This window comes from Gilliamella sp. W8126 (assembly GCF_016102185.1).
GTDB lineage: Bacteria > Pseudomonadota > Gammaproteobacteria > Enterobacterales > Orbaceae > Gilliamella > Gilliamella apis_A.
In genome coordinates, this window is record NZ_JACFPE010000017.1 from 1 (window position 1) to 676 (window position 676).

Consider the following 676-nt stretch of genomic DNA (forward strand, 5'->3'; position numbering starts at 1 on the left):
GTTGTAATAGTTAAAGTTAACGGCATGGAAATACCACTACCACAACCAATTATTTTTTCATTATTTTCGATTTTTATTCCTTTATTATCAAACCAGCTATAATTTGTTTCTTCTACGGTGAACGGAGTATTATTGCGAATGCCATCACCATCGGTATCATCATAATTAGCCATCACATCTAAATCATTCATTGCATAATCTTTAATAATAAAGTCTTTAATTGTTAAATTACCATCAAACTGATTGATTTGTGTGTCACTTAGGTTATTGGTATTTGAACTATATAAAACACCATTAACAGTAAAACCATGTTTTTTCGATGCACCTTCAATATCGACAACTTTCGGTTTATTACCAATAATGACATTTATACTATGTGCTGTAAGTGCTAGGCTTTTTTGACTGACGCCTAAAAAGCATAAAATAAATAAAATATAAATAAACGGTTTAACCAGAGATAAACAAACGGATAATAATGAAGAATTTGTTAAAGCAAAAATACAACACATTGTATTTGCTATCAAATCTCCACCAGGTGAAAGCTGAACTAAACAGCGTTTTGTTTTTTTTGTTCTTTGACTAAATTGATATGGACTAAGACTAGATATTAACTTGGATTTTCTGTGAAAATATAAATTATCGTGAAAAAGTAAACTTGGATTGAGGTAATTAGCTG

1 protein-coding gene is annotated in these 676 nt (G+C 29.6%); it reads right to left on the reverse strand.

What is annotated here, in order from left to right:
• Window positions 1-509 (reverse strand): hypothetical protein (locus H3S74_RS12415; RefSeq protein ID WP_198248025.1); only part of this gene is annotated, 509 nt, incomplete at its 3' end.
• Between the last annotated feature and the right edge of the window lie 167 nt (window positions 510-676).